This window comes from Aeromonas sp. TECH754 (assembly GCF_056279295.1).
In genome coordinates, this window is record NZ_JBWBRA010000001.1 from 4,113,659 (window position 1) to 4,135,877 (window position 22,219).

A 22,219-nucleotide genomic window follows, 5' to 3' on the forward strand; every position below is an offset into this window, starting at 1 on the left:
TCGAAGGAATCGAGGAGCATGCAACGCACTGCCCGTGAGTGACATTGACCGGCGTACCGGCAGCGATCTCATTGATTCATAAAAAACACTGCTTAAATCGAAGGAACCGAGGAGCAAGCAATGCAACGTACTACCCGCGAGTGGCAGCAGCTGGATGCCAGCCATCATCTGCACCCCTTTACCGATTTTCAGGCCCTGAACAAGAAGGGCAGCCGCATCATCACCAAGGCCGAAGGCGTCTATCTGGAAGACTCCGACGGGCGCCGCATCCTGGACGGGATGGCGGGCCTGTGGTGCGTCAACATGGGCTACGGCCGTCAGGAACTGGTGGAGGCTGCCACCAGGCAGATGCAGCAACTGCCCTATTACAATCTGTTCTTCCAGACCAGCCATCCGCCCGCCGCCGAGCTGGCGACCCTGTTGGCCGAGGTCACGCCGTCCCATCTCAACCACGTCTTCTTCACCGGCTCGGGCTCGGAATGCAACGATACCGTGCTGCGCATGGCTCGTCACTACTGGGTCAGCAAGGGTCAGCCGGACAGGCAGGTGATCATCAGCCGCCACAATGCCTACCACGGATCCACCGTGGCGGGCGCCAGCCTGGGCGGCATGAAGGGCATGCACGCCCAGGGCGGACTGCCCATTCCCGGCATAGTGCACATCGACCAGCCCTATCACTTCGGTGAAGGGCAGGGGATGAGTGCCGAGGCGTTCGGACTGGAGCGGGCCCGCCAGCTGGAGCAGAAGATCCTGGAACTGGGGGCGGACAAGGTCGCCGCCTTCATCGGGGAACCCATCCAGGGTGCCGGCGGCGTCATCATTCCGCCCGACAGCTACTGGCCCGAGATCCAGCGCATCTGCGACAAGTACGACATCCTGCTCATCGCCGACGAGGTGATCTGCGGTTTCGGGCGCACCGGTTACTGGTTTGCCAGCGAAGGTTTCGGCATCAAGCCGGATCTGATGTGCCTGGCCAAGGGCATCACCTCCGGCTACCTGCCGATGGGGGCCGTGATGGTCGGCGACAGGGTCGCCAGGGTGCTGGTGGAGGAGGGGGGGGAGTTCAACCACGGCTTCACCTATTCCGGTCATCCGGTCGCCTGCGCCGTGGCGATTGCCAACATTAAGCTTATGCAAAGCGAAAGCATAGTTAAGCGCATTCATGATAATATCGGCCCCTATTTGCAACGCCGCTGGAGCGAACTGGCCGATCACCCGCTGGTGGGGGAGACCCGGGGTAAGGGTCTGGTTGCCGCGTTGGAAATAGTCCAGGACAAGGTGACGAAACGTCGTTTCCCGGCTGAGCTGCAAGCCGGGATGACCTGTAGGGAGTTCTGCTTTAACAATGGCTTGGTGATGAGGGCGGTCGGCGATACCATGATCATATCGCCCCCCTTGGTGATCACCGAGGAACAGGTGGATGAATTGGTCAAACTGGCCAGGCTCAGTCTGGATCTGACGGCGGCAAAGCTGCAGGAATAGGCTGTACCCGGGCAGATTGGCTTACGCATACAATTTGCTTAGGAGACAAGGACTATGTCTTTTAAAAAAGGAATGATGGCTGCTTCCGTGGCGCTGGTCATGATGAGTACCGGGGCGATGGCCGACGAGAAGGTGCTGCACGTCTACAACTGGAGCGATTATATCGCGCCAAATACCCTGGAAGATTTCCAGAAAGAGACGGGCATCAAGGTGGTCTATGACGTGTTCGACAGCAACGAGGTGCTGGAAGCCAAGTTGCTGGCGGGCAGTTCGGGCTATGACATAGTCGTGCCGTCGAACTCCTTCCTGGCCAAGCAGATCCAGGCAGGCGTGTTCCAGAAGCTGGACAAGTCCAAACTCTCCAACTGGAAAAACCTGGATACCTCGTTGCTCAAGGCACTCGAGCCGAGCGATCCGGGTAACCAGTATTCGGTGCCTTATCTGTGGGGCACCATCGGCTACGCCTACAACATCGACAAGGTAAAGGCGGTGTTGGGGGCGGATGTGCCGCTGGACTCCTGGGATCTGGTGTTCAAGCCGGAAAACATGGCCAAGTTGAAGGAGTGCGGTGTCTCCTTCCTCGACTCACCGACCGAAATGCTGCCGGCCGCCCTGAAATATCTGGGCTTCGATCCGAACAGCCAGAAACCGGATGAGTTGAAGAAGGCGGAGGAGCTGTTCCTCTCCATCCGCCCCTATACCGCCTACTTCCACTCCTCCAAATACATCTCGGATCTGGCCAACGGCAACATCTGCGTGGCGGTCGGTTATTCCATGGACTTGCAGCAGTCCAAGTCCCGGGCGATCGAGGCCAAGAACGGGGTCAATCTGACCTACGTGATCCCGAAAGAGGGGGCAGGCAGCTTCTTTGACATGCTGGCCATTCCGGCCGATGCCAAGAACGTGGAAGAGGCCCATGTATTCCTGAACTATCTGATGAAGCCTGAGGTGATCGCCAATATCACCAACCAGATTCATGCACCCAATGGCAATAGCGCATCAACCCAGTTCGTGGACAAGGCCATCAGCTCGGATCCAGGGGTATACCCGTCCGGCGAGACCTTGGCGAAGATCTACACCTTCCCGGCCCTGCCGGCCAAGGTGCAGCGTCTGATGACCCGCAGCTGGACCAAGATCAAATCGGGTAAATAAGTGACGAATGCCCCTCCCGGTCCGCAGTTCGGCCGGGAGGGAGGTGACCCACCCGACAGGTTGGACGGCGCGTATGGATGCGCGACGGGCAAAATCACACATATGAGGACTGATAAGTGCACATGACCAAGATAGCAACGCTGGCCCTGACCCTGGGGTTTGCAAATCTGACCCTGGCAGCCCCTGTGGTTCATTTTTACAACTGGTCCGATTATATCGGCGAGACCACCCTCAGTGACTTTCAGCAGAAGACCGGGATCAAGACCGTCTACGACGTGTTCGACTCCAATGAGACGCTGGAAGGCAAGTTGCTGACCGGGCGAACCGGTTACGATCTGGTCGTGCCCTCCAACAATTTCCTGGCCAAACAGATCAAGGCAGGGGCTTTCCAGAAGCTGGATCCCACCCTGTTGCCGAACGTGGCCAATCTGGATCCCATGTTGCTCAAGCAGCTCGACAAGGTGGATCCGGGTCATCAATACGCCGTGCCCTATCTGTGGGGTACCAACGGCATAGGTTACAACGTCGAGAAGGTGAAGGCCGCGCTCGGCGTCGACAAGATTGACTCCTGGGCCGTCATCTTCGAGCCGGAAAACATGAAGAAGCTGTCCCACTGCGGCGTCGCCTTCCTCGACTCGGCCGACGAGATGATCCCGGCGGCGTTGAACTACCTCGGCATCAGCCCCAACAGCCATGATCCGGCCGATCTCAAGCGCGCCGAGGAGCTGCTGTTGAAGGTGCGCCCCTATGTGGCCTACTTCCACTCCTCCAAGTACATCGGCGATCTCGCCAACGGCGACATCTGCGTCGCGGCTGGCTTCTCCGGCGACATCCTGCAGGCGGCGGCGCGGGCCGACGAGGCGGGCAAGGGCATCAAGATTGCCTACAGCATTCCGAAGGAGGGTGGCAACCTCTGGTTCGACATGATGGCCATCCCGGTCGATGCCACCAATGTCAAAGAGGCGCACGCCCTGATCAACTACATTCTCGAGCCGGAAGTGATCGCCAAGGTGAGCGACTACGTGGGGTATGCGAACCCCAACACCAAGGCGGGCGAGTTCATGGACAAGCGTGTGCGCGATGACGAATCCGTCTACCCCCCCCAGGCGGTGCTGGAGCGGCTCTATGTGCAGGATGCACATCCGCGCTCGGTGCAGCGCCTGATCACCCGGAGTTGGACCAAGATCAAGTCCGGAACCTAACCTTGGCGCCCATCCCGGGGCGCCAGATTGTTTTATGGATCGGCTCAAGGCCGGTATCACGTTTGGGAGTTTGGTAATGGCGATAGCCTCCAGTGCCTACAAGAAAGCCCTCGAGGGCAGCCAGCAGCGTAAAGAAGTGCTGGTCAAAATAGACAGGGTAAGCAAGCAGTTCGACGAAACGCTGGCGGTCGACAACGTGTCCCTCAACATCCACAAGGGGGAGATCTTCGCCTTGCTGGGAGGCTCCGGCTCCGGCAAATCTACCCTGCTGCGGATGCTGGCCGGGTTCGAGCGCCCCACCGAGGGGCGTTTGTTCCTCGATGGGGTCGACATTACCGACATGCCGCCTTACGAACGGCCGATCAACATGATGTTCCAGTCCTACGCCCTGTTCCCCCACATGACGGTGGCGCAGAACATTGCCTTCGGCCTCAAGCAGGACGGCCTGCCCAAGGCCGAGATCGATGCCCAGGTCGAGGAGATGCTCAAGCTGGTGCAGATGACCCAGTATGCTCGTCGCAAGCCGCACCAGCTCTCCGGTGGCCAGCGCCAGCGGGTGGCACTGGCCCGTTCATTGGCCAAGCGCCCCAAGCTGCTGCTGCTGGACGAACCCATGGGGGCACTGGACAAGAAGCTGCGCTCCAGGATGCAGCTCGAGCTGGTCGAGATCATCGAGCGGGTCGGCGTGACCTGCGTCATGGTGACCCACGATCAGGAAGAGGCCATGACCATGGCCGAGCGGATCGCCATCATGCACCTGGGCTGCATCGAGCAGATCGGCAGCCCGATGGACATCTACGAGACCCCGGCCAGCCGCCTGGTGTGCGAGTTCATCGGCAACGTCAACCTGTTTGACGGCCTGCTGGTGGAGGATGAGCAGGACCACGCCACCATCGCCTGTGCGGATCTGGAGCAGCCCATCTACGTGGGCCACGGCATCAGCTCCCGCGCCGAGAACAAGAAGGTGACCTATGCCCTGCGGCCGGAGAAGCTGCTGATGAGCACCCAGAAACCGAGCGATCTGGAGCATCCCGACTTCAACTGGACCAAGGGGCTGGTCTACGACATCGCCTACCTCGGTGGCCACTCGGTTTATCACATCCAGCTGCCCTCGGGCAAAATCGTGCAGGCCTTCATCGCCAACGCCGAACGCCACGGCAAGCGGCCAACCTGGGATGACCAGGTGTTCCTGTATTGGGAAGATGACAGCGGCGTGGTGTTGCAATCATGAAGGTATTGAGTCGACTGAAGCGACTGGGCGGACGCCAGCTGGTCATCGGCGTGCCGTTCTTCTGGCTGTTCCTGTTCTTCCTGCTGCCCTTCATCATAGTGGTGAAGATAAGCTTCGCCGAAGCGGACGTGGCCATCCCGCCTTATACCGACGTGGTGAGCTGGGCCGACAATCAGCTCACCATCTTGCTCAACATGGGCAACTACCTGCTGCTGCAGGAGGATGAGCTCTATATCGCGGCCTATCTGGGCTCTCTCAAGATGGCCCTCATCAGCACCATTCTCTGTCTGCTGATCGGTTATCCCATGGCCTACTCCATTGCGCGGGCCAACAAGGAGACCCAGACCGTTCTGCTGCTGCTCATCATGATGCCGACCTGGACCGCGATCCTGATCCGGGTCTACGCCTGGATGGGGATCCTCAGCAACAATGGCCTGCTCAACAGCCTGCTGATGGGCATTGGCCTGATTGACGAGCCGCTGATCATTCTCAACACCAACCTGGCGGTCTATATCGGCATCGTCTATTCCTACCTGCCGTTCATGGTGCTGCCGCTCTACGCCAACCTGGTCAAGCACGACCAGAGCCTGCTGGAGGCGGCCTCAGATCTCGGCGCTCGCAACCTGACCCGGTTCTGGCAGATCACGGTGCCGCTCTCCAAGAACGGCATCATCGCCGGCTGCATGCTGGTGTTCATCCCGGTGGTCGGTGAGTTCGTCATCCCGGAACTGCTCGGCGGCCCCGAGACCCTGATGATCGGCAAGGTGCTGTGGCAGGAGTTCTTCAACAACCGTGACTGGCCGGTGGCGTCCGCCCTGGCAGTGGTGATGCTGGCGGTGCTGATAGTCCCGATTATCCTGTTCAACCGCAACCAGGCGAAGGAATTGGAGGGCAAGGTATGAAGAAGGTACTGCTGATAGTCCCCCTGTCATCCCTGTGCAACCGCAACCAGGCCAAAGAGCTGGAGGGTAAAGTATGAGGCGCTTCGGTTTTGCCAAGCTGATGCTGTGGCTGGGGCTGCTGTTTATCTACCTGCCCATGCTGATCATGGTGATCTACTCCTTCAACGCCTCCAAGCTGGTGACGGTGTGGGGTGGCTGGTCGCTGAAGTGGTACTTCGGCCTGCTCGACAACAAGCAGCTGATAGGCTCGGTGTTGCGCTCGCTGGAGATCGCCTTCTATACCGCCATCGCGGCGGTGGCGTTGGGAACCATGGCGGCCTTCGTGCTGACCCGGATCCCGCACTTCCGCGGCCGCACCCTGTTCGGTGGCCTGGTGACGGCGCCTCTGGTCATGCCGGAGGTGATCACCGGTCTGTCACTGTTGCTGCTGTTCGTGGCCATGGCTCAGCTGATTGGCTGGCCGGCCGAGCGGGGCATGCTGACCATCTGGATAGCCCACACCACCTTCTGTACCGCCTACGTGGCGATCGTGGTGTCGGCGCGGCTGCGGGAGCTGGATCTCTCCATCGAGGAGGCGGCCATGGATCTGGGGGCCAAACCCTGGAAGGTGTTCTTCCTGATCACCATCCCGATGATCGCCCCCTCCCTGGCGGCGGGCGGCATGATGTCCTTCGCCCTGTCGCTCGATGATCTGGTGCTGGCGAGCTTCGTCTCGGGCCCAGGTGCCACCACCCTGCCGATGGAGGTGTTCTCGGCGGTGCGCCTCGGCGTGAAACCCGAGATCAACGCGGTAGCCAGCCTGATCCTGCTGTCGGTGTCACTGTTTACCTTCAGCAGCTGGTATCTGATGGCCAGGGCGGAGAAGCGCCGCCGCGCCGAGATCGCCATGACCACCCAGATGCAAGCCGTCGCCTGACGCCTGTTTGGGGCTTGCGTCCAAGCCTCGACAGCTCCTAAGATCCGCATTCTCTCATCCAGCAGGAGGATAGAATGCGGATTTCCCTCTTCATCGGCCAAGGCGCCGAACTGAATCCCGAGCAGGCCCCCGGCCTCGTCAGTGCCATCCACAAGCAGGCTGTCCACCAGCCCCTGTGGTGCAGTTTCGCGGGTCTGGCTGGCGATGAGCAGAGCGACCAGCGCCATCACGGTGGCCCGGACCGGGCACTGCATTACTATCCCGCCGATCACTATCCCTGGTGGCAGACCTGGCAAAGCGCGCTGGGCTTGCCTGCTCCCCGGACTCCTTGGCAGCCCGCCGCCTTTGGCGAGAACCTTTCCGGCCTCGGGCTGACCGAGACGCAAGCCTGTATCGGCGATGTCTATCGCCTCGGTGATGCCCTGATCCAGACAAGTCAGCCGAGATCCCCCTGTTTCAAGCTCAATCAGCGTTTCGGTTATGCGCACCTCTCGCAGGTGATGCAGCTTGGTGGTCGCTGCGGCTGGCTGCTGCGGGTGCTGGAGGAAGGCACGGTCGCCCCGGATGCGCAGATGGTGCTGGTAGACAGGCCCTATCCCGCGCTGACGGTGAGGCGCACCGCCGACATCCTGTTCAACCAGGTGCGCAACGAGGATGACCTGCAGTTGCTGCTGGATAACCCGGCGCTCTCGCCGAACTGGCGCCAGCACGCGGCCAACTGGCTGGAGCACGGGGTGGTGGCGGATTGGCGGCGCCGGCTGCTGGGGCCAACCGAGTTTCAGCTACCGGAGTAAAGGGGATAACAGATCCCCTTGTGGCAGTGCATGTCGAAGGTGCGAAAAATGCTGAATTGTTGAGCGGTAAGCGTTTTTTTCCCGTCAGAGAGAAAAAAGGCTTGTGTATGGTCTGGGCTTTCGGTAAATTCTCGCCCCGCAGACATCGGTGTGTAGCGCAGCTTGGTAGCGCACTTCGTTCGGGACGAAGGGGTCGGAGGTTCGAATCCTCTCACACCGACCATATTAGAAAAGGCCGCTCAATGAGCGGCCTTTTCGCATCTGAAATTCGGCCGGGCTGCCGGTCAATCGAAGAAAGAATCAGCCCTAAGGTGCTCCCGGGCTGGATGCCGGCCATTAAAAGGGCCACCGCTCGGTGGCCCACTGGTGGAGTCTGATGTTGACTCCGGCACTCTAGATTGTGGCAATCTCGTTGTGGGTCTTGTCTATGGTGCCCTCCTTGCGCCCGGGGCGCTTGCTCAGATGTGCCAGTGTTGATGGCGCAATGCCTTGAAGCCGTGTTGAGTTTGCAGAGCCGCATGCTTGGGGTACTCGCTGATGAAGTGGCCGAGACCCTCCACCAGTTGTGAGCGCAACGAAGACACGGGCTCATGCCAGGCTTGCAGGCAGAGATGGCCGGGGATCAGCTGCTCTCGATACGCTTCCAGCAGCTGTTCTGGCCAGGGTTCAATACCGGAATCATGACGCAGTAGATAGTGGGCGGCGGGTTCACGGGCATAGATGAACTGAACTTGGGCCAGGTCGCGTTGGCTTAGCGTTTGACTGCCGATATGGCAGGTCAAATATTTTCCCGTCTTCAGGTTCAAGAAGTGACCGCGTTGCCGACAGGCGATGATGCGATACCAGGGCAGGGGCGAACAAAGAGAATACCCCTCCAGCTCCTGTTCCAGCCAGTGACGACACTCAGGGGTATGTACCTCGTCGAGCATGAGCTCGATCTGTGTCAGTAAGGCTCTGGATGGTTTGGTAGCCAGTGTCGCGCTCATCGTCTGCAATCCTCCCTCTGCACACAATCCCGACTTTCAGTATGGACCTCGAAGTGGCGCAGGGGCCAGGGTTTCTATTGATTAAAATCAGCTTAGAAGTGCATTTTTTATGCAATAAAGCCCTTAACCGACGAGATAAGTACCGGTTCCGAAGGCTATGTGGGTCCCCTCTTCGTTGTGCAGTTCCATACGGGCGACGGCCACCTTGCTGCCGGCGCGGATGATGTGGGCGGTGGCGATAAACTCGTTGCCGCGGCCGGGACGCAGGTAGTCCACCCGCAGATCGATGGTGCCGAGGCGGGAGAAGCGCTCCTTGAGGTAGCTGGGGGAGAAGTCCTCCAGCTCGTCGATGCAGGAGGCCGCCACTATCATGCCGCCTGCCACGTCCAGCAGGCTGGCGGTGACGCCGCCGTGCAAGATATTGTGGAAGGGGTTGCCGATGAGCTTGTCTTCCATCTTGATGCGCAGCTCCACCTTCTCGAAGTCGTAGTGCGTCACCTGCAGGCCGATCAGCTTGTTGAACGGCATCCGCTCGGCAAACAGATTGGCGATGCCACTGAGCGCCATCTTCTTCAGCATGTGTTTCATTCCCTGATCCCAATCCCTGGCGGCAAGCCGAGTAAAAACTCCAGCCAGTCTGCAACAGTTCCGTAACAGTCGCAATGGCAGGTTTATTGTGAGCGGCGGCTGCTTTAGAATGGCGACCCCAAAGGAGAGCCCATGACCGCTATCGCCGATATCCAGCCCGACTCTCAGCCCGATGCTGTGCCCGAGACACCACTTGCCCTGCTGCAGGCGGTGTTCGGCTACCAGCAGTTCCGGCCGGGTCAGCTCGAGATCATCGAGCAGATAGTGGCGGGCCGCGATGCGCTGGTGCTCAAGCCCACCGGCGGCGGCAAGTCGCTCTGCTTCCAGATCCCGGCCCTGCTGCGCCCTGGCTTGGGCGTGGTCGTCTCCCCGCTTATCTCGCTGATGAAGGATCAGGTGGACAGCCTGCGCGCCAACGGCGTGGCGGCGGCCTACATCAACTCGGCCCTGAGCCGGGAGGAGATGATCCAGAACTTCGCCGCCATGCGCCGCGGCGAGATCAAGCTGGTCTACGTCTCGCCGGAGCGCCTGCTGCAGCACGAATTCATGGATCGGCTGGCGGAGCTGCCGCTCGGCCTGTTCGCCATCGACGAGGCGCACTGCGTCTCTCAGTGGGGCCACGATTTTCGGCCGGAATACGCGGCGCTGGGGCGGCTCAAGCAGTGGTTCCCCCAGGTGCCGGTGGTGGCGCTTACCGCCACCGCCGACGAGGCGACCCGCAGCGACATGCTGCATCGGCTGGAGCTCCACGACCCCTTTATCCACACCGCCAGCTTCGACAGGCCCAACATCCGCTACAGCCTGGTGGAGAAGTTCAAGGCGGCGGAGCAACTGCTGCGCTACGTGCAGAGTCAGAAGGGCAACTGCGGCATCGTCTACTGCTCCAGCCGCAATCGGGTGGAGGAGGTGGCCGAACGGCTCTCACGTCACGGCTGCAAGGCGGCGCCCTATCACGCCGGTCTGCCGCTGGATCAGCGCCTGCGCACCCAGGATGCCTTCCTCAAGGATGACGTCGAGATAGTGGTGGCGACGGTGGCCTTTGGCATGGGCATCGACAAGCCGAACGTGCGCTTCGTGGTGCACTACGACATCCCCAAGAACATCGAATCCTACTATCAGGAGACCGGCCGTGCGGGCCGTGACGGTACCCCGGCCGAGGCGCTGCTGCTGTACGATCCCGCCGACATCGGCCGGGTGCGGCGGTTGCTCGACAACATCGAGAACCCGCAGCAGCTGCAGGTGGAGCAGTACAAGCTCAACGTGATGGCGGCCTTTGCCGAGGCGCAGACCTGCCGCCGTCAGGTGCTGCTCAACTACTTCGGCGAGTACAACGACAAGCCGTGCGGCAACTGTGACATCTGCCTGGACCCCCCCAAGAGCTATGACGGCACCGAGGACGCCCAGAAGGCGCTCTCCTGCGTCTGGCGGGTGGGCCAGAACTTCGGGGTGGGCTACGTGGTGGAGGTGCTGCGCGGCTCCCTCAATCAGCGCATCAAGGATCACGGTCACGACAAGCTGTCGACCTACGGCATCGGCAAGGATCAGAGTCACGAGTACTGGATGAGCGTCATTCGCCAGCTGATCCACAAGGGGCTGCTGACCCAGAACATCACCCGCAATCTGGTGCTGCAGCTGACCGAGGCGGCCCGCCCTGTGCTGCGTGGCGAGCTGGCGCTGGCACTCGCGGTGCCGCGGCTGCAGCCCATCTCCAGTCGCAAGGAGAAGCGCAACGGCCTGCTCGACAGCGCGAACTACGACAAGCGGCTGTTCAAGGAGCTGCGCAACCTGCGCAAGCAGATCGCCGAGGAGGAGGAGGTGCCGCCCTACGTGGTGTTCAACGACGCCACCCTGGTCGAGATGGCGCAGCTGATGCCGATGACCGAGGACGAACTGCTGGCGGTGAACGGGGTCGGCCACCGCAAGCTGGAGCGCTTCGGTGAAGCCTTCATGGACCTTATCATCGAGTATTGCCGCCGCTAGGAGCGCTCTCTGGTGGCGATGGGTCAGCGGCGATGCCGATGACCGAAGACGAGCTGCTGGCGGTCAATGGCGTGGGTCACCGCAAGCTGGAGCGCTTCGGTGAGGCCTTCATGGACCTTATCATCGAGTATTGCCGCCGTTAGGAGCGCTCTCTGGTGGCGATGGGTCAGCGGCGATGCCGATGACCGAGGACGAGATGCTGGCGGTCAACTGGGTCGGCGACCACCTGATCAAAGGCAGTGCGACGAACTGCATTTTTAATGTATGGTGAATTAATTCACTATAAACACGAGATTTTTCACTGCTTCAGGCCGGCATAATAGGCGGCCAGGTTCTCCATATCCGCCTCGGTCAGCGCCGCCATAAAGGGAGCCATCATGGGGTCCTTGCGTTGACCGTCCTTGAACGCCTTCATCTGTTTGAGGAGGTAAGGGGCATGCTGGCCCGCCAGATTCGGGTAGAGGGGCACGCTGGCCTTGCCCTCGGGTCCATGACAGGCGGCGCACAGCACGGCCTTCGCCTTGCCGGCCTCCACATCGGCCGCCCTGGCGTGCTGACCCGAGAACAGTGCCAGCAGTGGCAGGACATAGACCCATTTTTGCATCTTCATTTTCCTCGATTCGAAATAGCGCCATCCGTGTTGGCCCAAGAGGGGACAACGGCGGTATAAAGAGTGACACGAGCATACGCAGGGACGACCCTCACCACCATGAAGCTGATCAATACTTTCGCCACCGAACTGCCCTGGGCCTGTGAACCCGTGGCGCCCCAACCCCTGCACAACGCCAGGCTGCTGCACCTCAACCACGGCTTGCTGCGCGAGCTGGGGCTGGCAGACGTCAGCGAGGCCGACTGGCTCGCCTGCTGCGGCCTGGGCCAGCCTCTGGCGGATATGCAGCCGGTGGCCCAGGTCTACGCGGGTCATCAGTTCGGCGGTTACAGCCCGCGCCTCGGCGATGGCCGCGCCATGCTGCTCGGGGAGCAGCAAGCCCCCGATGGCAGCCGCTGGGATCTGCACCTGAAAGGGGCGGGCAAGACCCCCTTCTCCCGCTTCGGCGATGGCCGCGCCGTGCTGCGCTCCAGCATCCGCGAGTATCTGGCCTCAGAAGCGCTGCACGCCCTCGGAATCCCCAGCACCCGCGCTCTGGTGTTGGTGGGCAGTGACGAGCCCATCTACCGGGAGCAGACCGAGAGCGGGGCGACCGTGCTGCGCACCGCGCCGAGCCACCTGCGCTTCGGCCACTTCGAATATTTCGCCTGGAGCGGCCAGGGGGAGAAGATCCCCGCCCTCATCGACTATGCGCTGCGCCACCACTTCCCCGACCTGACAAATGGCGCGGAGCTGTTTGCCGAGGTGGTGCGGCGCACCGCGCGGCTGATCGCCAAGTGGCAGGCGGCGGGCTTCTGCCACGGGGTGCTGAACACCGACAACATGTCCCTGCTGGGGCTGACCCTGGATTACGGCCCTTACGGCTTCATCGACGCCTATGTGCCGGACTTCGTCTGCAACCACTCGGATCCGGGCGGTCGCTACGCGCTGGATCAGCAGCCGGCGGTCGGCTACTGGAACTTGCAAAAGCTCGCCCAGGCGCTGGCGGGCCATGTGGAGGGCGAGGCGCTGGCAGGGGCGCTGGCCCAGTACGAGCACCAGCTGATGCTGCACTACTCCGAGCTGATGCGCGACAAGCTGGGGTTGGCGAGCTGGGAGGATCAGGATCCGGCCCTGTTCCGCGAGCTGTTCCAGCTGCTGGCGAGCCAGCGAGTGGACTATCACCTCTTCCTGCGCTGGCTCGGCGAGCTGACCCTGGAAGGTGGCTGGCCTGCGTCCTTGCTGGCGCTGCTGCCGGATCCCGCGCTCTGGCAGGGGTGGCTAACGAGCTATCGGGAGCGCCTTATCCGGGAGGGGAGTGAGGATGTCGCCCGCAAGGAACGGATGGACACGGTCAATCCCAAGTACGTGCTGCGCAACGCCCTGGCCCAGCAGGTGATAGATGCCGCCGAGCGGGGGGACATGGCGCCGTTCGAGCGGCTGTTTGCGGCCCTGCAACACCCCTATGCGGAGCAACCGGAATATGAAGATCTCGCCACCCCGGTGGCTGCCTGGTATTGCGGCGGCGAGCTTTCTTGCAGTAGCTGAGAGATGCAGCAGTGGAGGGATGAGAGATGAATTGGCGTATCACGCAGATAGACACTGAGCCAGCGGTGCTGATGCTGGATTGTCCCGGGCTCTGTTGGGATAACTTCCCCGCCCTGGCCGAGGCCTTGCTGAAGGCGTGGGAGCTCGAGCCCGTTGAGCGGGACTGGGGGGCGGATCGTCACAGCTGGTTGCTGGCGTTTGAGGGGAGCCAGCTTCGGCTGGAGTTCGAGCACCACGGTGGCTGCTGGCTGGAGGCGGTACGCCCGGCCGATCGCGAGGTGGTGCTCTGGCTCGGCCAGCAGCATAAGGATTGAACTATCACGTCGGGGGCGTATAATCTCGCCCCTCAATTATCGCCATGGTGGCGGTATGGGTTCCCTAACCCCATTAACCAAAAAGGTCACAATATGAATCTGACCCCTGCTCAGCACCAGACGGCGCTGGTGCGTCTCTCGTTGTTCCACATTTTGATCATCGCCAGCAGCAACTATCTGGTGCAACTGCCGATCACCATCTTTGGCTTCCATACCACCTGGGGCGCCTTCAGCTTCCCGTTCATCTTCCTGGCCACCGATCTGACGGTGCGAGTCTTCGGTGCCGGGCTGGCGCGCAAGATCATCCAGACCGTGATGCTGCCCGCGCTGGCGGTTTCCTACGTGCTCTCGGTGCTGTTCTTCGAGGGCAGCTATCAGGGCGTGGGCAATCTGGCCGAGTTCAACCTGTTCGTGGCGCGCATCGCCCTGGCCAGTTTCATGGCCTATCTGGTGGGCCAGTTCATGGACGTGGTGGTGTTCAACCGGCTGCGGCTGCTCAGGGCCTGGTGGGTGGCGCCGGCGGCCTCGACCCTGTTCGGCAACCTGGTGGATACCATCGCCTTCTTCAGCATCGCCTTCTGGCGCAGCACGGATCCCTTCATGGCCGAGCACTGGGTCGAGATAGCGACCGTGGACTATGTGTTCAAGCTGCTGATAAGCCTGGGATTGTTCGTGCCGCTCTACGGCGTGCTGCTGCGCTACCTCAGCCGCAAGCTGGTGGGAGAGGCCGGCATCGCCGGTTTGCAGACCGCGAGCCGCCAGGCCTGATGGAGAATGACCACCCAGGGGTGGTCATTTTTTTTGCATTTCTCTTAAATAATACTTGCACAGTTAAATGAGAATGATTATTGTTAACTTGTTTTCCGGGAAAGACTTCATTCGTTCCAACGTGATGGACTTCTTGTGAAGGCACGACATTGCTCACATTGCTTCCAGTTAAGGGGCCGGTAGATTACTGGCCCTCTTTTTTTTGTCTTTTTTCAGCCGCTTGCAGCCGAATGACGGCCATAAAAAATGGGAGCCAGGGCTCCCATCTTCAGTCTGTGTCGGCTTACTCGATGTCGAGTGCATCGGGGGAGAGGATCACCCCTGTGGTATCGGCATAGAGGTGATCGTCCGGCAGGAAGGTGACGCCGCCGAAGTTGACCGGCAGATCGGTCTCTCCCACGTCCTTGCTGTCGGCACCGACCGGGATGGCCGCCAGGGCCTGGATGCCGATGTCCAGATCTTCCAGGATATCGACCTCGCGCACGCAGCCGTAGCAGACGATGCCTTCCCAGCCATTTTCCGCCGCCGTAGTGGCGATCTCGCTGTCGATCAGCGCCCGGCGCATGGAGCCGCCGCCGTCGATCAGCAACACGCGACCGATGCCGTTCTCCTTGACCAGTTCACGGATCAGGCCGTTCGATTCGAAGCATTTGATCGTGGTGATGACACCGCCGAAGGAGGCGCGTCCGCCGAAGGAGCAGAGCATGGGTTCGAGCACATCCACCATGTCCTGATAGATGTCGCACAGTTCTGAAGTGTTGTATTCCATTGAGTCAGATCCACCGCTGGAAACAGGTGGATCCAGTATAAGGAGTGGGGGGGGCATTTCAACGACTATTCCTTGCTCGAATGCGTGAATTGCTGCTTTTGTGCTCAGGGCAACATCGCACATTCCCATATTGGACAAGGACTTGGTCTATGCATTGCGGGCCCTGGATGAAAGAAGAGAGCCCTTGAGGCTCCCTTTCTAGCGGTGTGTGCACTCACAAGGCACTAGAGCAGGAACAGCGTCGCCAGGCCTAGGAAGATGAAGAAGCCGCCGGTGTCGGTGATGGCGGTGATCATCACGCTGGCCCCCACCGCAGGATCCCGGCCGAGGCGAGTCATGGTCATGGGGATGATGACCCCCATCAGGGCCGCCACCAGCAGGTTCAGCATCATGGCCAGCGTCATCACGGCGCCCAGCGCCGCATCCTGATAGAGGAAGTAGGTGGCTATCCCCATGGTGCCGCCCCACACCAGGCCGTTGACCAGCGCCACCCCCAGCTCGCGCCACAGCAGGAAGGAGACGTTGCCCGGCTGGATGTGCTGCAGCGCCAGCGCCCGCACTATCATGGTGATGGTCTGGTTGCCGGTGTTGCCGCCGATCCCCGCGACGATGGGCATCAGCGCCGCCAGCGCCACCAGCTGCGAGATGCTGTGCTCGAACAGACCGATGACGCGGGACGCCACGAAGGCGGTGCAGAGGTTCAGCGCCAGCCAGGCCCAGCGCGTCTTGACCGCCTTGCTGACCGGGGCAAAGATGTCCTCATCTTCGCTGATCCCGCCCATGCGGCGCAGATCGGTGTCGCTCTCCTCATAGACCAGATCCACCACCTCGGCGACGGTGAGCCGCCCCATCAGCTTGCCCTTGGCATCCACCACGGCGGCGGAGACCAGGTCGTCCCGCTCGAAGGTGCGGGCCGCCGCCTCGTCGTTGTCCTCCGGATCGAAAGTGACGGGATTGCGCTCCATCACGTCGCTCACCTTGGTGGCGGGCTTGTGCAGCAGCACTGTGGTGAGCGGCAGCTCCCCCTGCAGCCGGTTGCGGCGGTCGGTGACGAACAGCTTGTCGGTGTTGGCGGGGATCTTGCCGAGCTGGCGCAGATAGCGCTGCACCGTCGCCAGGGTTATCTCGGCCCGCACCGTGATGATCTCGAAGTCCATCATGGCGCCGACCGTGTGCTTGCCGTAGCGGATCACCTCCCGCACCCGGTCGCGCTGGTCGGGGGCCATGGAGGTGAGCAGCCGCCCCATCAGGTTGCGGGGCAGGTATTGGCCGAGGTAGATCTGATCGTCGATGTCGAGGCTGCGCAGGGCCTGCAGCAGCTCCTTGTCGCTCATGCCGCTGATCAGGCTGTCCCATACCGTCTCCGAGGCTTCGACCAGGATCTGGCCGTGCCGCTCCGGGTCTACCTGCTGCCAGAGCACGTGGCGCTCGTCCGGCGGCAGGGATTCCAGCGCATCGGCGATGTCGGCGGCTGGCAGGCTGTTGACCAGTCGCGTCAGCTCGCTGGTCTGATCCCGCAGCTCGGCATCCTGCACCCCTTGCGGGTCGAGCAGGCTGTCGGTGAGGGCATCGTCGGCCAGCAGCAGGCTGAGGATGCGGGATCTGTCTTGTTCACGCTGTTTGGCGCTGTTCTTGGCGGGCAGAGACATGAAGCAGTATTCCTGAAATCGAATTCGGTGGGCCGGTTGGCCGTCCCCATAGGATACCAGACTCAAAACAAGAGGTTATGACAGTCAGCGCAGTAAAAGAAACGCCACCCAAGGGTGGCGTTGTCAAAACCGGCGGTGCCGGGTGTCTCAGGCCGATGCCGCAATCCGCGACGGAGCATTGGCCTGGCCGAACCAGGCGAGCTGGTCAGCCAGGGTGACCACTGAGCCCACCATGATGAGGGCCGGGCTCTCGACGCCGATGGCGAGCTCGGGCAGTTGGTCAAGGGTGCCGCGAATGACCCGCTGGCAGGGCTGGGTGCCGCGCTCGACCAGAGCCACCGGTGTGTCGCCCTCCTTGCCATGGGCCAGCAGCTGCTCGCGGATGGTGGCGCAGGATGAGAGCCCCATGTAGAACACCAGGGTCTGCTTGTCTCGGGCCAGCAGGGGCCAGTCGAGATCCTGGGTGCCGCCCTTGCCGTGGGCGGTGACGAAGCGCACGCTCTGGGCATGATCGCGATGGGTCAGCGGAATGCCGGCGTAGGCGGCGCAGCCGCTCGCCGCCGTGATCCCCGGTACCACCTGGAAGCCCACGCCGCTGCCGACCAGCGTCTCCAGCTCCTCGCCGCCACGGCCGAAGATGAAGGGGTCGCCCCCCTTCAGCCGTACCACCCGCAGCCCCTTCCTGGCCTCATCCAGCAGCAACTGGTTGATGCCCTCCTGGGGCACGCAGTGGTTGCCCGCTTGTTTGCCGACGAAGATGCGTTTCGCATCGCGGCGCACCAACGCCATCACCTCGTCCGATACCAGCCGGTCATGGACCACCACGTCCGCCTGCTGCATCTGGCGCAGGGCGTGCAGGGTGAGCAGACCGGGATCGCCGGGGCCGGCGCCGACCAGGATCACCTCACCCTGGCTGGCTCCCTCTTCGGCGAACAGGTTGTCGGCCAGCTGATTGGCCGAAGCCTGGTCACCCCGTGCCAGTGCCTGACCGAGCCGGTCAGCGCCGAGCAGCCGCTCCCAGAACTGGCGTCGCTCCCCCATGCTGGCGAAGCGGGCCTTGACCCGCGCCCGCAGGCCGCCGGCGAAGGCCGCCACAGCGCCCAGATGCTGGGGCAGCAGGGCCTCCAGCTTCTCGCGCAGCAGACGGGCCAGCACCGGGGCCTTGCCGCCGGAGGAGATGGCCACCATCAGGGGGGAGCGGTCGATGATCGACGGCATGATGAAGCTGGATCGCTTGGGGTCATCCACCACGTTGGCAAAGATCCCCGCCTGGTTAGCGCTCTGGTAGACCAGGGCGTTCACCTCGCATCTGTCGGTGGCGGCCACCACCAGCCACTTGCCCGTCAACTGCGCCGGCTCGAAATCACCGGCCAGCCACTCGATGGTCTCGCTGTCGGCCAGTTCGGCCAGCTCGGGGTCGAGTCGGGGAGAGACGACAGTGAGCCGGGCGCCGGCATCCAGCAGCAGGCGCGCCTTGCGCAGAGCCACCTCGCCGCCGCCAACCAGCAGCACGGGTTTGTTGTCGAGTCGACAGAAGATGGGCAAGTAGTCCATGGGACCTCCGGATCAGGCGGTTTGGGTCTGGCTAACGGTTTCTTCGGTCACGGCAACCGGGCGCTCCGCCTTGGGGGTGGCATACCAGTAGCCCAGACCCATGAAGAGAGCGCCGGAGACGGTGTTGCCCAGCGTCACCCACAGCAGGTTGTGGCCGATGCCACCCAGGGTGTAGGCCTCGGAATGGGCGCCAAACCAGGAGAGGGCGAACAGGGTCATGTTGGCGATCGAGTGCTCGTAGCCGGAGGCGATGAAGGCCAGCAGGCACCACCAGATGGCGATGAACTTGGCCGCACCCTCGGTGCGCAGCGCCATCCAGATGGCGAGGCAGACCAGCCAGTTGCACAGCACGCCCTTCATGAACAGGGTCAGGGCCGGCGCCTGGGTCTTGGCCAGTGCCACCTTGTGCGCCAGGCTGCCCGCGTCCGGCAGCAGGCTGCCGCCGTAGGAATAGATCAGCGCCACCGCGATGGAGCCGAGCAGGTTGCCGGCCCAGGTCTGGGGCAGGATGCGCAGCAGATCCCCCATGGTGATCTTGCCCGTCTTCACCCCGAAGGTGAGGAACATGGTGTGGCCGGTGAACAGCTCGGAACCGGCGATGATCACCAGGGTCAGGGCGATGCCGAAGGTGGCGCCCATCACCAGCGGACGCACGCTCGGATCCACCAGGTTGCCCAGGGTGAAGATGAGGATGATGCCGAGGCCCACATAGGCCCCCGCCATGGCGGAGCTGAGCCAGAAGCCGAGCTTGTCGCTGCGCTCGAAGCGGTTGATGCGGGCCGCGTTGGCGGCGCATTTGTTAATGGTTTCGGTATACATGTTGGTTCTCTTTAAAAGGGGCAGCCCCGGGCTGCCCTGACATTCATGGTGTTAGATGGCGACCCAGACCTGCTGGTCGCGCACTTCGACGGGATAGCCCTGGACTGACATAGACGGATTCTCCATGCAGTGGCCATCTTTGAGACGAAAGTGCTGCTTCTTGAGGGGGCTGGCGACCCAGAGCTCGCCCTCGTGCTCGCAGATGAGGCCCCGCGACAGCACGTTGGCGGCGAAGAAGGGGTCCCGGTTGTCGATGGCGAACACCTCGGCCGCTTCGCTCGGGCGGAAGAGGGCGATCTGACGCCCTTCGAGCAGGGCGCAGACGCCGGTTCCTGGCAAAATGTCATTGAGTTGGCAGGCGAGTTTCATCACTTTGCCTCCATGTCGATCTGGTAGACGGGAATGCGCTCGGCCGGGGTGGCGGGCCTGTGCTGGTCGCGCTCGGTGACGAACTGTACGTCCGGGTCGCGTTTGCCGCTGTTGATGAAGTGGCTGAAGCGTTTGAGCTGTTCCTCTTCATTCAGGGTGCGGGACCATTCGCACTCGTAGCTGTCGATCAGCACCTGGATGTCGCGCTCCAGGGTCTCGTTTAACCCGAGCTTGTCGTCGATGATCACCTCGCGCAGGTAATCGACGCCCCCTTCCAGGTTGCCGAGCCAGACCGAGGTGCGCTGCAGTTTGTCGGCGCTGGTGACGTAGAACATCATGAAGCGGTCGATCAGCTGGATCAGGCTCTCACGGTCCAGATCCGAGGCGAGCAGGTCGGCGTGGCGCGGCTTCATGCCGCCGTTGCCGCCCACATAGAGGTTCCAGCCCGCGTCGGTGGCGATGATGCCGACGTCCTTGCCCTGGGCTTCCGCACATTCGCGGGTACAGCCGGAGACACCGAATTTCATCTTGTGCGGGGTACGGATGCCCTTGTAGCGATTCTCGAGGAAGACCCCGAGACCGACGCTGTCCTGCACGCCGAAGCGGCACCAGGTGCTGCCGACGCAGGTCTTGGCCATGCGCAGCGCCTTGGCGTAGGCCTGACCGGTCTCGAAGCCGGCGGCCAGCAACTTGCGCCAGATGGCGGGCAGATCGTCTTTCTGGGCACCGAACAGGCCGATGCGCTGGGCACCGGTGATCTTGGTGTAGAGCTGGTAGTCGCGGGCGACTTCGGCCACCGCCAGCAGGCCTTCCGGGGTCACCTCACCACCGGCCATGCGCGGGATGACGGAGTAGGTACCGTCCTTTTGCATGTTGCCGAGGAAGATGTCGTTGGTGTCCTGCAGCTGGGTGTTCCGCGGGGTCAGCACATAGTCGTTCCAGCAGGAGGCGAGGATGGAGCCGACCGTGGGTTTGCACACCTCGCAGCCACGGCCCTGACCGTGCTTGGCCAGCAGCTCGTCGAAGCTCTTGATCCCTTCCACCTTGACCAGGTGGAACAGCTCCTGACGGGAGTAGGAGAAGTGGCCGCAGAGGTGGTTGTTGACCTCGATGCCCTGCTTCACCAGCTCGGCGTTGAGCACCTGGCTGATGAGGGGCACGCAGCCGCCGCAACCGGTACCGGCCTTGGTGTGCTGCTTGATGGCGGCCAGGGTGGTGTGACCCTCGGCGACCGCCTGAGCGATGTCGCCCTTGGAGACGTCGAAGCAGGAGCAGATCTGGGCGCTGGCGGGCAGGGCGTCCACCCCCAGGGTCGGCTTGGCACCGGCGTAGGCGGGCAGGATCAGGGTGTCCGGGTGGGCCGGCAGCGGCATGGCGTTGAGCATCAGCTGCAGCAGGTTGCCGTAGTCGTCGACGTCACCGACCAGCACGGCACCGAGCAGGCGGCTGTTGTCTTCACTCACCACGATCTTCTTGTAGACGCCGGCCTGGTCGTCCTGGAACACATAGCTGTGGCTGCCAGGGGTGCGGCCATGGGCATCGCCGATGGAACCGACGGAGACGCCGAGCAGCTTCAGCTTGGCGCTCATGTCCGCCCCCTCGAAGCGGTTGTCGCCGCCGAGCAGGTGATCGACGGTGACCTGGGTCATCTTGTAGCCCGGCGCCACCAGGCCGAAGAAGCGGCCCTGCCAGGCGGCGCACTCGCCGATGGCATAGATGTCCGGATCCGAGGTGAGGCAGTGATCGTCGATCAGCACACCGCCACGGTCGGCGATGGCCAGCTCACAATAACGGCCGAGGGTGTCCTGCGGGCGGATGCCGGTGGAGAAGACCACCACGTCCACGTCAAGCTGGCTGCCGTCGGCGAAGGCGAGGCGGTGTTTGGCCTCCTTGCCGCCGTGCATCAGGATCTCGCTGGTGCTCTTGCTGGTGTGCACCTGCACGCCCATGGATTCGATCTTGCGGCGCAGCAGCTGGCCACCCTGACCGTCGAGCTGCTCCGCCATCAAGACGGGAGCAAATTCCACCACATGGGTCTCCAGGCCGAGCGCCTTGAGGGCCCCTGCGGCCTCCAGACCGAGCAGACCGCCCCCGATCACCACCCCGTTCTTGCCCGTTTTGGCGGCGCTGCGGATGGCTTTCAGATCCTCGATGGTGCGGTAGACGAAGCACTCGTGGTGCTGGCTGCCCTGGATGGGCGGCACCCAGGGGTAGGAACCGGTGGCCAGCACCAGCTTGTCATAACCGACCACAGTGCCCTTGTTGGAGTGCACCTCGCGCTTGGCGCGATCGATCAGCTTGACCGCCTCGCCGAGCAGTAGGCGGATGCCGTGCTTCTCGTAAAAACCGGGTTTGACGAGGGAGAGATCTTCGCTGGTGTGGTGGGAAAAATAGGAGGAGAGATGGACACGATCGTAGGCGGGGCGGGGTTCTGCACCGAAGACGGTGATCTCGAACTGGCCGGGATCGGACCGTTCGATCAACTCTTCGATGAAGCGGTGCCCCACCATGCCGTTACCTATGACGGCCAGTCTGACTTTGCTCATGATTGCCTCTGGATTGGAGTAATAAAACGTCATTCTGGGGTTAGGCTACCCAGTTGGAGGG

Annotated in this window: 20 protein-coding genes, 1 tRNA gene and 1 pseudogene; 13 read left to right on the plus strand and 9 right to left on the minus strand. The window is 62.2% G+C overall.

The features are described 5' to 3' along the window. Window positions 1–120: 120 nt before the first annotated feature. From ACZ9IL_RS18835 to ACZ9IL_RS18870, 8 genes are all read left to right on the plus strand, one after another. Window positions 121–1,482, plus strand: coding sequence for an aspartate aminotransferase family protein (locus ACZ9IL_RS18835; protein ID WP_476004836.1), 1,362 nt, complete (start codon window positions 121–123; stop codon window positions 1,480–1,482). A 54-nt stretch (window positions 1,483–1,536) separates the two neighbouring features. After that, a complete protein-coding gene (locus tag ACZ9IL_RS18840) occupies window positions 1,537–2,634 on the plus strand; it encodes an extracellular solute-binding protein (protein ID WP_476004837.1) in 1,098 nt (365 codons plus the stop codon). 122 nt (window positions 2,635–2,756) lie between these two features. Continuing rightward, window positions 2,757–3,836, plus strand: coding sequence for a polyamine ABC transporter substrate-binding protein (locus ACZ9IL_RS18845; protein WP_476004838.1), 1,080 nt, complete (start codon window positions 2,757–2,759; stop codon window positions 3,834–3,836). A gap of 76 nt (window positions 3,837–3,912) precedes the next feature. After that, window positions 3,913–5,067 carry a polyamine ABC transporter ATP-binding protein gene (potA, locus tag ACZ9IL_RS18850; RefSeq protein WP_042644592.1) on the plus strand — a complete coding sequence of 385 codons (1,155 nt, stop codon included), beginning with the start codon at window positions 3,913–3,915 and terminating at the stop codon, window positions 5,065–5,067. Continuing rightward, window positions 5,064–5,969 carry an ABC transporter permease subunit gene (locus tag ACZ9IL_RS18855; protein WP_476004839.1) on the plus strand — a complete coding sequence of 302 codons (906 nt, stop codon included), beginning with the start codon at window positions 5,064–5,066 and terminating at the stop codon, window positions 5,967–5,969. The genes potA and ACZ9IL_RS18855 overlap by 4 nt, the downstream gene beginning before the upstream one ends. Window positions 5,970–6,042: 73 nt before the next feature. Next, window positions 6,043–6,885 carry an ABC transporter permease subunit gene (locus ACZ9IL_RS18860; RefSeq protein ID WP_476004840.1) on the plus strand — a complete coding sequence of 281 codons (843 nt, stop codon included), beginning with the start codon at window positions 6,043–6,045 and terminating at the stop codon, window positions 6,883–6,885. Between the two features lie 74 nt (window positions 6,886–6,959). Next, complete coding sequence (locus ACZ9IL_RS18865; protein ID WP_476004841.1) at window positions 6,960–7,679, plus strand: MOSC domain-containing protein; 720 nt, start codon at window positions 6,960–6,962, stop codon at window positions 7,677–7,679. A gap of 146 nt (window positions 7,680–7,825) precedes the next feature. After that, a tRNA-Pro gene (locus tag ACZ9IL_RS18870) sits at window positions 7,826–7,902 on the plus strand. 235 nt (window positions 7,903–8,137) lie between these two features. On the opposite strand, the gene ACZ9IL_RS18875 is transcribed toward ACZ9IL_RS18870, so the two are convergent. After that, a complete protein-coding gene (locus ACZ9IL_RS18875) occupies window positions 8,138–8,665 on the minus strand; it encodes an AbiTii domain-containing protein (protein ID WP_476004842.1) in 528 nt (175 codons plus the stop codon). Between the two features lie 123 nt (window positions 8,666–8,788). Then, window positions 8,789–9,253 (minus strand): thioesterase family protein, encoded by a 465-nt coding sequence (locus tag ACZ9IL_RS18880; RefSeq protein WP_476004843.1) that lies wholly within the window; start codon window positions 9,251–9,253, stop codon window positions 8,789–8,791. Between the two features lie 132 nt (window positions 9,254–9,385). Here ACZ9IL_RS18880 and recQ point away from each other — a divergent pair, with 132 nt between their 5' ends. Both recQ and ACZ9IL_RS18890 read left to right on the plus strand, forming a co-directional pair. Continuing rightward, window positions 9,386–11,233 carry an ATP-dependent DNA helicase RecQ gene (recQ, locus tag ACZ9IL_RS18885; RefSeq protein WP_476004844.1) on the plus strand — a complete coding sequence of 616 codons (1,848 nt, stop codon included), beginning with the start codon at window positions 9,386–9,388 and terminating at the stop codon, window positions 11,231–11,233. A gap of 32 nt (window positions 11,234–11,265) precedes the next feature. After that, window positions 11,266–11,376, plus strand: a pseudogene (locus tag ACZ9IL_RS18890) (HRDC domain-containing protein); the annotation flags it as partial. A 155-nt stretch (window positions 11,377–11,531) separates the two neighbouring features. Here the strand turns inward: ACZ9IL_RS18890 and ACZ9IL_RS18895 are convergent. Beyond that, window positions 11,532–11,837, minus strand: a complete 306-nt coding sequence (locus ACZ9IL_RS18895) for a c-type cytochrome (RefSeq protein ID WP_476004845.1) — start codon at window positions 11,835–11,837, stop codon at window positions 11,532–11,534. Between the two features lie 105 nt (window positions 11,838–11,942). On the opposite strand from ACZ9IL_RS18895, the gene ACZ9IL_RS18900 reads away from it, so the two are divergent. From ACZ9IL_RS18900 to ACZ9IL_RS18910, 3 genes are all read left to right on the plus strand, one after another. Next, the gene (locus tag ACZ9IL_RS18900; RefSeq protein WP_476004846.1) at window positions 11,943–13,370 is read left to right on the plus strand and encodes a protein adenylyltransferase SelO; all 1,428 of its coding nucleotides are present in this window, start codon (window positions 11,943–11,945) and stop codon (window positions 13,368–13,370) included. A gap of 26 nt (window positions 13,371–13,396) precedes the next feature. Then, window positions 13,397–13,684 (plus strand): DUF3630 family protein, encoded by a 288-nt coding sequence (locus ACZ9IL_RS18905; RefSeq protein ID WP_476004847.1) that lies wholly within the window; start codon window positions 13,397–13,399, stop codon window positions 13,682–13,684. A gap of 93 nt (window positions 13,685–13,777) precedes the next feature. Further along, on the plus strand, window positions 13,778–14,452 hold the full coding sequence (locus tag ACZ9IL_RS18910; RefSeq protein ID WP_476004848.1) for a 7-cyano-7-deazaguanine/7-aminomethyl-7-deazaguanine transporter: 675 nt from the start codon (window positions 13,778–13,780) through the stop codon (window positions 14,450–14,452). A 283-nt stretch (window positions 14,453–14,735) separates the two neighbouring features. On the opposite strand, the gene rraA is transcribed toward ACZ9IL_RS18910, so the two are convergent. From rraA to nirB, 6 genes are all read right to left on the minus strand, one after another. After that, window positions 14,736–15,221 (minus strand): ribonuclease E activity regulator RraA, encoded by a 486-nt coding sequence (gene rraA, locus ACZ9IL_RS18915; RefSeq protein WP_042644578.1) that lies wholly within the window; start codon window positions 15,219–15,221, stop codon window positions 14,736–14,738. A gap of 224 nt (window positions 15,222–15,445) precedes the next feature. Next, on the minus strand, window positions 15,446–16,870 hold the full coding sequence (gene mgtE / locus ACZ9IL_RS18920; protein WP_476004849.1) for a magnesium transporter: 1,425 nt from the start codon (window positions 16,868–16,870) through the stop codon (window positions 15,446–15,448). A gap of 147 nt (window positions 16,871–17,017) precedes the next feature. Continuing rightward, window positions 17,018–18,424, minus strand: a complete 1,407-nt coding sequence (cysG, locus tag ACZ9IL_RS18925; protein ID WP_476004850.1) for a siroheme synthase CysG — start codon at window positions 18,422–18,424, stop codon at window positions 17,018–17,020. Window positions 18,425–18,436: 12 nt separating this feature from the next. Then, window positions 18,437–19,243 carry a nitrite transporter NirC gene (gene nirC, locus ACZ9IL_RS18930; RefSeq protein WP_476004851.1) on the minus strand — a complete coding sequence of 269 codons (807 nt, stop codon included), beginning with the start codon at window positions 19,241–19,243 and terminating at the stop codon, window positions 18,437–18,439. 51 nt (window positions 19,244–19,294) lie between these two features. Then, window positions 19,295–19,612, minus strand: a complete 318-nt coding sequence (gene nirD, locus ACZ9IL_RS18935) for a nitrite reductase small subunit NirD (RefSeq protein ID WP_476004852.1) — start codon at window positions 19,610–19,612, stop codon at window positions 19,295–19,297. Then, complete coding sequence (gene nirB / locus ACZ9IL_RS18940; protein WP_476004853.1) at window positions 19,612–22,158, minus strand: nitrite reductase large subunit NirB; 2,547 nt, start codon at window positions 22,156–22,158, stop codon at window positions 19,612–19,614. The genes nirD and nirB overlap by 1 nt, the downstream gene beginning before the upstream one ends. Window positions 22,159–22,219: the final 61 nt, after the last annotated feature.

Coding starts and splice junctions, on each gene's coding strand:
- ACZ9IL_RS18835 (WP_476004836.1), top strand. CDS start 121: ATGCAACGTACTACCCGCGAGTGGCAGCAGCTGGATGCCAGCCATCAT.
- ACZ9IL_RS18840 (WP_476004837.1), top strand. CDS start 1,537: ATGTCTTTTAAAAAAGGAATGATGGCTGCTTCCGTGGCGCTGGTCATG.
- ACZ9IL_RS18845 (WP_476004838.1), top strand. CDS start 2,757: ATGACCAAGATAGCAACGCTGGCCCTGACCCTGGGGTTTGCAAATCTG.
- potA (WP_042644592.1), top strand. CDS start 3,913: ATGGCGATAGCCTCCAGTGCCTACAAGAAAGCCCTCGAGGGCAGCCAG.
- ACZ9IL_RS18855 (WP_476004839.1), top strand. CDS start 5,064: ATGAAGGTATTGAGTCGACTGAAGCGACTGGGCGGACGCCAGCTGGTC.
- ACZ9IL_RS18860 (WP_476004840.1), top strand. CDS start 6,043: ATGAGGCGCTTCGGTTTTGCCAAGCTGATGCTGTGGCTGGGGCTGCTG.
- ACZ9IL_RS18865 (WP_476004841.1), top strand. CDS start 6,960: ATGCGGATTTCCCTCTTCATCGGCCAAGGCGCCGAACTGAATCCCGAG.
- ACZ9IL_RS18875 (WP_476004842.1), bottom strand. CDS start 8,665: ATGAGCGCGACACTGGCTACCAAACCATCCAGAGCCTTACTGACACAG.
- ACZ9IL_RS18880 (WP_476004843.1), bottom strand. CDS start 9,253: ATGAAACACATGCTGAAGAAGATGGCGCTCAGTGGCATCGCCAATCTG.
- recQ (WP_476004844.1), top strand. CDS start 9,386: ATGACCGCTATCGCCGATATCCAGCCCGACTCTCAGCCCGATGCTGTG.
- ACZ9IL_RS18895 (WP_476004845.1), bottom strand. CDS start 11,837: ATGCAAAAATGGGTCTATGTCCTGCCACTGCTGGCACTGTTCTCGGGT.
- ACZ9IL_RS18900 (WP_476004846.1), top strand. CDS start 11,943: ATGAAGCTGATCAATACTTTCGCCACCGAACTGCCCTGGGCCTGTGAA.
- ACZ9IL_RS18905 (WP_476004847.1), top strand. CDS start 13,397: ATGAATTGGCGTATCACGCAGATAGACACTGAGCCAGCGGTGCTGATG.
- ACZ9IL_RS18910 (WP_476004848.1), top strand. CDS start 13,778: ATGAATCTGACCCCTGCTCAGCACCAGACGGCGCTGGTGCGTCTCTCG.
- rraA (WP_042644578.1), bottom strand. CDS start 15,221: ATGGAATACAACACTTCAGAACTGTGCGACATCTATCAGGACATGGTG.
- mgtE (WP_476004849.1), bottom strand. CDS start 16,870: ATGTCTCTGCCCGCCAAGAACAGCGCCAAACAGCGTGAACAAGACAGA.
- cysG (WP_476004850.1), bottom strand. CDS start 18,424: ATGGACTACTTGCCCATCTTCTGTCGACTCGACAACAAACCCGTGCTG.
- nirC (WP_476004851.1), bottom strand. CDS start 19,243: ATGTATACCGAAACCATTAACAAATGCGCCGCCAACGCGGCCCGCATC.
- nirD (WP_476004852.1), bottom strand. CDS start 19,612: ATGAAACTCGCCTGCCAACTCAATGACATTTTGCCAGGAACCGGCGTC.
- nirB (WP_476004853.1), bottom strand. CDS start 22,158: ATGAGCAAAGTCAGACTGGCCGTCATAGGTAACGGCATGGTGGGGCAC.